Origin of the sequence: Secundilactobacillus similis DSM 23365 = JCM 2765 (assembly GCF_001311075.1) — a bacterium.
GTDB lineage: Bacteria > Bacillota > Bacilli > Lactobacillales > Lactobacillaceae > Secundilactobacillus > Secundilactobacillus similis.
Genome location: NZ_BBAD01000119.1, coordinates 1 through 7,457, shown reverse-complemented (window position 1 = coordinate 7,457; position 7,457 = coordinate 1). Strand labels below are relative to the sequence as shown.

Sequence of the window (7,457 nt, the reverse complement as noted above, 5' to 3'; positions counted from 1 at the left end):
TCGACAGCAAAAAAAGCAGTTCACTTCCCGATAATTCATATCAGAAGTGAACTGCTTTTTAGTTAATCGCGAATCAAGGCTGCAACCCATGCAGCAAAAACTCGCAGATTTCGTTGGTTGTGGCATCAATATCAAGGCATTCATCGCTCATGATGATGTTTGGAATCAAGTAGCCCACGATGACGCCGCAAATCGTGCGGACGATTCGCATCGAGTCCCATTTGACTAACTCGCCCTTATCTTGATAACTCACAAACAGTTGGTTGATTGCTGATTGCAGTAAGACCCCCAACCGTGTGGTCAGTTCCTCTAAAATTTGAGGTTTTTTGACCATTTCTTGAATCATGATCTTCATTTCAGCGCGGTTGTCCATCGCATAGACAATGCGATCACGCACGGCAAAACGAAGAAAATCACTGAATTCCAAGATTTGAGTCGCCTGCAAATCTTGAACGAACTCCCCCGCAACTCTCGGAAAAATATCCTGCAAGAACGGCTTTAACACCGCCTGCAGTAGCCCATCCTTGGTTTTAAAATGTTTGAATACCGTGCCTTCTGACACCCCTGCCAGTTTTGCAATATCCAACGTACTGGTATTTTCATACCCCTTTTGTGCAAAAAGGGTCAAGCTTGCTTTCAAGACGCTACGTTGCTTGTCAGACAGATTTGCCGTATCCAAGTTGTTCGCAAAAAGCGTCTCCACATCCGTATGCTTCATGATTAAATCTCCAGTTTATTTTTTCAACGGTCACCGATTAGTGCTGGTGAGCCAGTTGCGCCGTCACCTGATCAGTCGTTGATTCTTCGCGAGTTGTTGTCCGTTGCGCAGCTAAGTTCTTATTGGCCGTTGCCATCATCAAGCGAATCCGGTTCAGTTGGTTAACCACTGAAGTGCCGGGATCATAGTCGATCGGCGTGATGTTGGCCCCGTGGAATTGACGCCGAAGTTCTTTGATCATACCTTTACCCACAATGTGGTTTGGCAAGCAGCCGAATGGTTGCATGCAGACAATGTTTGGCACGCCGCGCTTCAACAGTTCAATCATTTCACCGGTTAGGAACCAGCCTTCACCAGTTTGGTTACCCAGTGATAGGATCTTGCTGGCATCATCGGCAACTTTTTCGATTGCTTCAATGCCTTCAAACCGCTTAGAGGCATTCAAGGCCTTTTGAAGTGGCTGTTCACACCACTTGATAACTTGAAGCGCAAACTCTGCAAACCACTTCGCTTTAGCGGAAGCACCTAAATGCTGATACCGGTACACTTGATTATACAGCGAATAGTTCATGAACCAACAATGTCGGGCACGACCGCTTCGGCACCTTCAGCTTCCAGTAAGTGAACCAGATCATTGTTGGCGATTGGGGAGTATTTAACCAAAATTTCACCCACTAACCCAACTTTCGGCTTCACAACGTCTCGTAATGGCACGGTGTCAAAGTCTTGAACAATTTGGGCCACGTTGCGCTTAAATTCCTTAAAGCTTCCCTTTTCAACGGATGGTTTAACTAGCGCCAGCCACTGATCATGCATCTTATCGATCATGCCAGGTTCCGTTTCGTACGGCCGGGTGCGGTAAACAACTTGTTCGAAGAGGTCCCCGTATAAGAAGGCGATGGCGACCCGCCGGAGTAATGGCAAGGTCATCTTGAAGCCGCTAGTGTGTTCAACCCCTTGGTTCCCTAACGAAAGCGAAACAACTGGGACCTTTTCAAAGCCGACATCCTTCAACGCTTTTCGAATCAATGGGATGTAGTTGGTTGCCCGACAACCACCACCGGTTTGGGTCATCATGACCGCCGTGTGATTCAAGTCGTATTTACCACTCTGAAGTGCTTCTAGCATCTGACCAATGGAGATGATGGCTGGGTAGCAGGCATCGTTGTTGACGAATTTTTGGCCCACATCCACTGACTTACGGTCGTTCATTGGCAGGTTGACCACGTTGTATCCGGAAGCCTTTAAGGCAACGTCAACCAACCCGTGTTGGTGAATTGGCGACATCATTGGTAAGAGTAACGTGTAGCCATCCTTGTGCATCTCTGGGGTGAAATCAACTGGTACGTCGTTATCGTGAAGTTTAACCGGCAAGATCTTGCGGTTTTGACGTTCTTTAACGGCGGCCTTCAATGACCGGAGCCGAATCCGAACAGCCCCCATGTTGGTTCCTTCATCGATCTTCAACGAGGTGTACAACCGGTTATACTGACTCATAATTTCTTCGACTTGGTCGGTATCGATAGCGTCGATCCCACAACCAAAGGAGTTTAATTGCACAAATTCCAATTGAGGGGTCTTAGCCGCGATTCGAGCAGCAGCGTAAAGCCGTGAGTGATAAACCCACTGATTCACGACCCGCAAGCCTTCACGTCACCCAAGTGGGCAATTGAATCTTCGGTCAACACGTGGAAGCCTTCAGCGGTCATCAGTTGTGAAATACCGTGGTTAACTTCTGGATCCAAATGATATGGCCGACCCGCTAACACGATCCCGTGTTCACCAGTCGTCATCAGCATCCGCATGGTATCTTCACCACGGTCCCGAATTTGTTGCTTAAAGTGTTCGAGTTCATCGTAACCGGCATCGAGGGCTTCGACGATTTCTTGCTTGCTGATGCCCCAGCTCTTAAAGCTGTCATACAGATTGTTGGCCGTTGATTTACGATCAGCCAAGTTCAAGTATGGCGAAATCAGATCAACATCGCCGTTCGTGATTTCATCCACGTTATTGCGGATCACGTTCGGATAAGATTGAACGATTGGGCAGTTAAAGTGGTTATCCGCGCTGTCATTTTCATCTACTTCGTACACAACAGCTGGATAGAAGATCGTTTCAAAACCGCGATCGATCAATGCTTGAATGTGGCCATGAACCTGTTTAGCCGGGTAGCACACCGTATCACTAGGAATGGTTTCCATCCCTTTTTCGTACTGGTCTTTATTCCCCTTAGGCGATAATTTAGCTTGAATTCCCAACTTAGAGAAGAAGGTTTGCCATAATGGGTAGTTTTCGTACATGTTCAATACTCGCGGAATGCCGAGAACCCCACGCGTAGCCTGCTTTTTGCGAAGTGGCCGGTAGCTGAACAATAACTTGTATTTTTCAGCAACTAAGTTGACTTTACCGTTATCGCGAGGAACCCGTTGCTTAAGGCCTCGAGCTTCACCACGTTCGCAACGGTTACCCGTTACAAATCGACGGCCATCGTTGAAGATGGTGATGGTCAATGCACAGTTATTTTCACAGATGCCGCAGTGCATGTATTCCTTCTTGAAACTCAAGTTATCCATTTGGTTGACATTCAATAGAGTGGTTTCATCACCAGTTTGGTAATTATCTTCGGCAATCAAGGCAGCCCCATAGGCCCCCATCAAGCCGGCAATATTAGGCCGAACAACTTCACAGCCCGCAATTTTTTCAAAGGCTCGTAAAACGGCTTCGTTATAGAAGGTCCCACCTTGACACACAATGTGGTGCCCCATATCTTCGACCCGCCGCATCTTGATGACTTTAAACAGTGCGTTCTTGATGATCGACATCGACAATCCGGCGGCAATATCACCAATCGTGGCGCCCTCTTTTTGAACCTGCTTCACTTTGGAGTTCATGAAGACGGTACACCGTGATCCTAAATCAGATGGGTGTTTGGCCAATAAAGCGGCTTGCGCGAAATCTTCAATTTTATAATTCAAAGAGGTTGCGAAGGTTTCCAAGAAAGACCCACACCCTGATGAACAAGCTTCGTTCAACTTAATCGTCGAAAGCGCATCATTCTTGATGGTCATGGCCTTCATATCCTGACCGCCGATATCGAGGATGAAATCAACGTCTGGTTGGAAGTAGTGTGCGGCCCGGTAATGGGCAACCGTTTCAACTTCCCCAACGTCAACCATCAGGGCATTTTTGATCAAATGCTCCCCGTAACCAGTTACGGCGGCTTTACCAATCGTGACGCCAGCCGGAATCTTGGCATACATATCCTTTAAAATGGTCTTCGTCTTGGCGAGCGGATCGCCGTCGTTACTATCGTAGTACGTGTACAGTAATTTATGATCGTCGCTGACCAAGGCAACCTTCGTCGTCGTTGACCCAGCATCGATTCCCAAAAAGGCCGTCCCCTGATAACTAGCTAAATCTCGAGAATCCACCTTTGCCATCGCATGGCGTTTTCGGAATTCTTGTAACTCATCATCATCTTTAAATAAGGGTTCCAGTGAATGACTAGGATGCATCCCTGAATCATCACCATTGAGGAGTTGATCCAATAGTGCGGTAAGGCTGGTCATTGGTTGATCCGTTGCGTACAGTGCGGCACCCTTTGCAACGAACAGTTGTGGATCTTCTGGGAAGATGACTTGTTCTGGTGTCAACGCCAACGTTTCAATGAAGCGTTCTCGTAGTTGATCCATAAAGTAAAGTGGCCCACCCAAGAACGCAACGTTACCCCGAATCTTGTGACCCGCAGCTAATCCGGAAATCGTTTGATTGACAACTGCTTGAAAAATGCTGGCCGCAATATCCGCCTTATGGGCACCATCGTTGATTAGTGGTTGCACGTCGGTCTTGGCAAACACCCCACAGCGACTAGCAATTGGGTAGATGGTTTCAGCATCGCGTGCCATCACGTTTAAGCCGTTGGCATCGGTTTTTAGTAAGGTTGCCATTTGATCGATAAAGGCCCCGGTCCCACCAGCACAGCTCCCGTTCATCCGTTGTTCTAGTGAATCACCAAAGAACGTGATCTTTGCATCTTCACCACCAAGTTCAATCGCAACGTCGGTTTGGGGAATCAGCGTTTCGACCGTCTTCGTGCAGGCGATCACTTCTTGAATAAATTTTAGGTTTAATAAGTTCGCTAACCCGATTCCGCCAGAACCGGTGATCGTGCATGCTAATTGTAGCTTTGGGTCGAGTTCGCCTAACGCTTCACGCAAGATTTTTTCAGTTGCGGCCTTAACATCGGAATAGTGTCGTTCATACCGTGAAAAAACGGTGTGGTATTGACTATCCATTACCACCAACTTAACTGTCGTTGACCCAACATCGATCCCGCCGTAGTATAATTGTTCCGTCATCTCAATCACCCCTATTGATTAACATCCGTTTGCTAGTTATTGTTTCTGATAGTGACTGCTCACTTACTCATACTGGTTAAAAAAAGAACCAGCCGTAATTGTTCAGTTACTAACTGATAAGCTGTTTCGTCACCCGACACTTAGTCGATTACTTGAGTTTAAACGCATCAAGTAGAGTGACCACTCACTTGTTAGTATAACAAGCTATTCACGAACTTCAATCGCATACTGGAAATATCACTAATGGGAATATTCGTGCATTTTTAAGCTGTATAAATGAGTTGTGTTAAATATTCATTTCTTCACATATTGGTCAAAGACAAAAAACTAGCGCTTGAACTCAGATTAAGAATTCAGACGCTAGTGACATGATCCGAGCATCTCGGACCAGTTGTTACCATAAATTATTGAATCAAATTAAAGTGCTTCAACCCATTAACGATACCGTTATCCATGTTGGTTGTCGTAATGTACGCGGCCTTTTGCTTGGCAAGGTCGTGACCATTCGCCATCGCAATTGGGGTGTCGACCATCTCAAACATCTGCAGGTCATTGAGCTGATCGCCAAACGCATAGGTTGGAACGTTCGCCAAATGAGCCGCATCCAGTAAAATCTCGATTCCGGTTCGCTTGGAGACACCCGCCTTCATGGTATCTAAGGCTCTTGGGTTATTCCGAACTAACGACAGCTGGCCATCAAACGCCTTTTGATAAGCAGCTTCCTTATCGTAATTAAACACGTTCATAAAGTTGATTGGTGCGCGTTGATAAAATTGCGGATCCACCACGGCATTTAAATGAAGCAGTTTAAAATTCGTTGTGGTTAAATCATTGGCTTCACTTAACCGAAATTCGCGGTTATTAAAGTAGCCAACGGCATCCCCCTGCTTTTCAGCGTATTCGGTAAATGCGGTGAGTAAGTCCGGCGCAATCACTTCGGCATGGAGTTTTTGACCCCGATACTGAACGTAACTGCCATTCGCACTCACAACAGAATCGATCCCGGTTTCATCCAAAACGTCCTGAATCTCAAAAATATTGCGGCCCGTTGAAATGACTGACAAAATATTATGTTGCGACATCTGTTTGATTGCCGCAATACTAGTCGGCAACACGTGCTTTTGATCATCAAACAGTGTCCCGTCTAAATCAAAAAAGACAATTGCATCATACACGTTCCCGTTCCTCCTTTACCTGATACCTATATTATACACGGGTACTGGTGAGGTAGCGGCGCTAACGCCTTATCTACCGGCAATTCGGACGACTAACCAGGTGATGTCGCATCGTAGGACACCTACTCAGATTCTGCAATAAATTAAAGTTAATTAACTTACATATTGAGTCAGCTTGACTGCTCTCACTAAATTATTAAGTAAAGCTAGATGTAGTAGCTCGAAATTTGTGGTACACTAGATTTCGCATATTTTATTAAAAGAGGGGCTATTATGGTGATAATTACAGCCGGAATGATTGGTGTCGGAAAAACAACGTTAACGGGAATGCTCGCAGACCACTTGGGAACAAAGGCTTTCTTTGAACCAGTGGGTGACAACCCCGTTTTGCCACTGTACTATTCAGATCCTAAACAGTACGGATTTTTACTTCAAATTTACTTTTTAAACAAGCGGTTCGGTATGATCAAGCAGGCCTTGGCCGATGATAATAACATCCTTGACCGTTCAATCTACGAAGACGCCCTGTTCACTAAAGAAAACAACGCTGAAGGCAACATTTCAGACACCGAACTTTCGGTTTACCTGACCCTGTTGGATAACATGATGAACGAATTAGACATGTTACCAAAGAAGGCCCCTGATCTGCTGGTTTACGCTGATAGCGATTTCGACACGATTCTTTACCGTATTAAGAAGCGTGGTCGTGATTACGAACAAATCGACGAACACCCTGAACTAAAAGCCTACTACTACAAGATGTGGTCCGCTTACCGCAAGTGGTTCGACGAATACGATGTCAGCCCTAAAATTAAGGTCGACTTACAAAAGTACAACTTGGAAGACCCCGAGAACGTCAACACCATCTTGGGCCAAATTGACGATGCACTGACTGAGATTCGGACACCTGATTCGGTTTCGGATGCGATTTAATAAACGCTAATGAGAAAGTCCTGTAGAAATATATTTCAGGACTTTTTTTACTGTCGTTTGTGTCCAGCGTAAACATCATTGCTGTTAGTTTGTGAAGTGCGGTAATTTGCTTGAACTGTCGATTCCGGTCAGCGACTAGGTTAGCTGCGCTGGCCGGCCTGAGCCGAAGAGCGGTCTCAGTCCTCGAATTCAAGTCTCGCCAAAACCCGTGCGAGTCTTGAATTCGTCCCCGATAATTGGTGGTTGTTGGAAAATCATCAACAACCACCAATT

General features: G+C 46.0%; 3 protein-coding genes and 1 pseudogene. 1 reads left to right on the top strand and 3 read right to left on the bottom strand.

The annotated features are described in order from the left end of the window. Positions 1 to 73: 73 nt before the first annotated feature. From JCM2765_RS15595 to JCM2765_RS15585, 3 genes and pseudogenes are all read right to left on the bottom strand, one after another. Positions 74 to 718 (bottom strand): TetR/AcrR family transcriptional regulator, encoded by a 645-nt coding sequence (locus JCM2765_RS15595; protein WP_054737480.1) that lies wholly within the window; start codon positions 716 to 718, stop codon positions 74 to 76. A gap of 37 nt (positions 719 to 755) precedes the next feature. Next, positions 756 to 5,076, bottom strand: a pseudogene (locus JCM2765_RS15590) (acyl-CoA dehydratase activase-related protein). A gap of 404 nt (positions 5,077 to 5,480) precedes the next feature. Then, a complete protein-coding gene (locus JCM2765_RS15585; RefSeq protein WP_054737479.1) occupies positions 5,481 to 6,251 on the bottom strand; it encodes a Cof-type HAD-IIB family hydrolase in 771 nt (256 codons plus the stop codon). Positions 6,252 to 6,524: 273 nt separating this feature from the next. Here JCM2765_RS15585 and JCM2765_RS15580 point away from each other — a divergent pair, with 273 nt between their 5' ends. Continuing rightward, positions 6,525 to 7,184 carry a deoxynucleoside kinase gene (locus JCM2765_RS15580; RefSeq protein ID WP_054737478.1) on the top strand — a complete coding sequence of 220 codons (660 nt, stop codon included), beginning with the start codon at positions 6,525 to 6,527 and terminating at the stop codon, positions 7,182 to 7,184. Positions 7,185 to 7,457 lie beyond the last annotated feature (273 nt).

Bases quoted from the DNA above. Each gene is read 5' to 3' on its own strand.
- JCM2765_RS15580 (WP_054737478.1), top strand. From the start codon at position 6,525: ATGGTGATAATTACAGCCGGAATGATTGGTGTCGGAAAAACAACGTTA.
- JCM2765_RS15595 (WP_054737480.1), bottom strand. From the start codon at position 718: ATGAAGCATACGGATGTGGAGACGCTTTTTGCGAACAACTTGGATACG.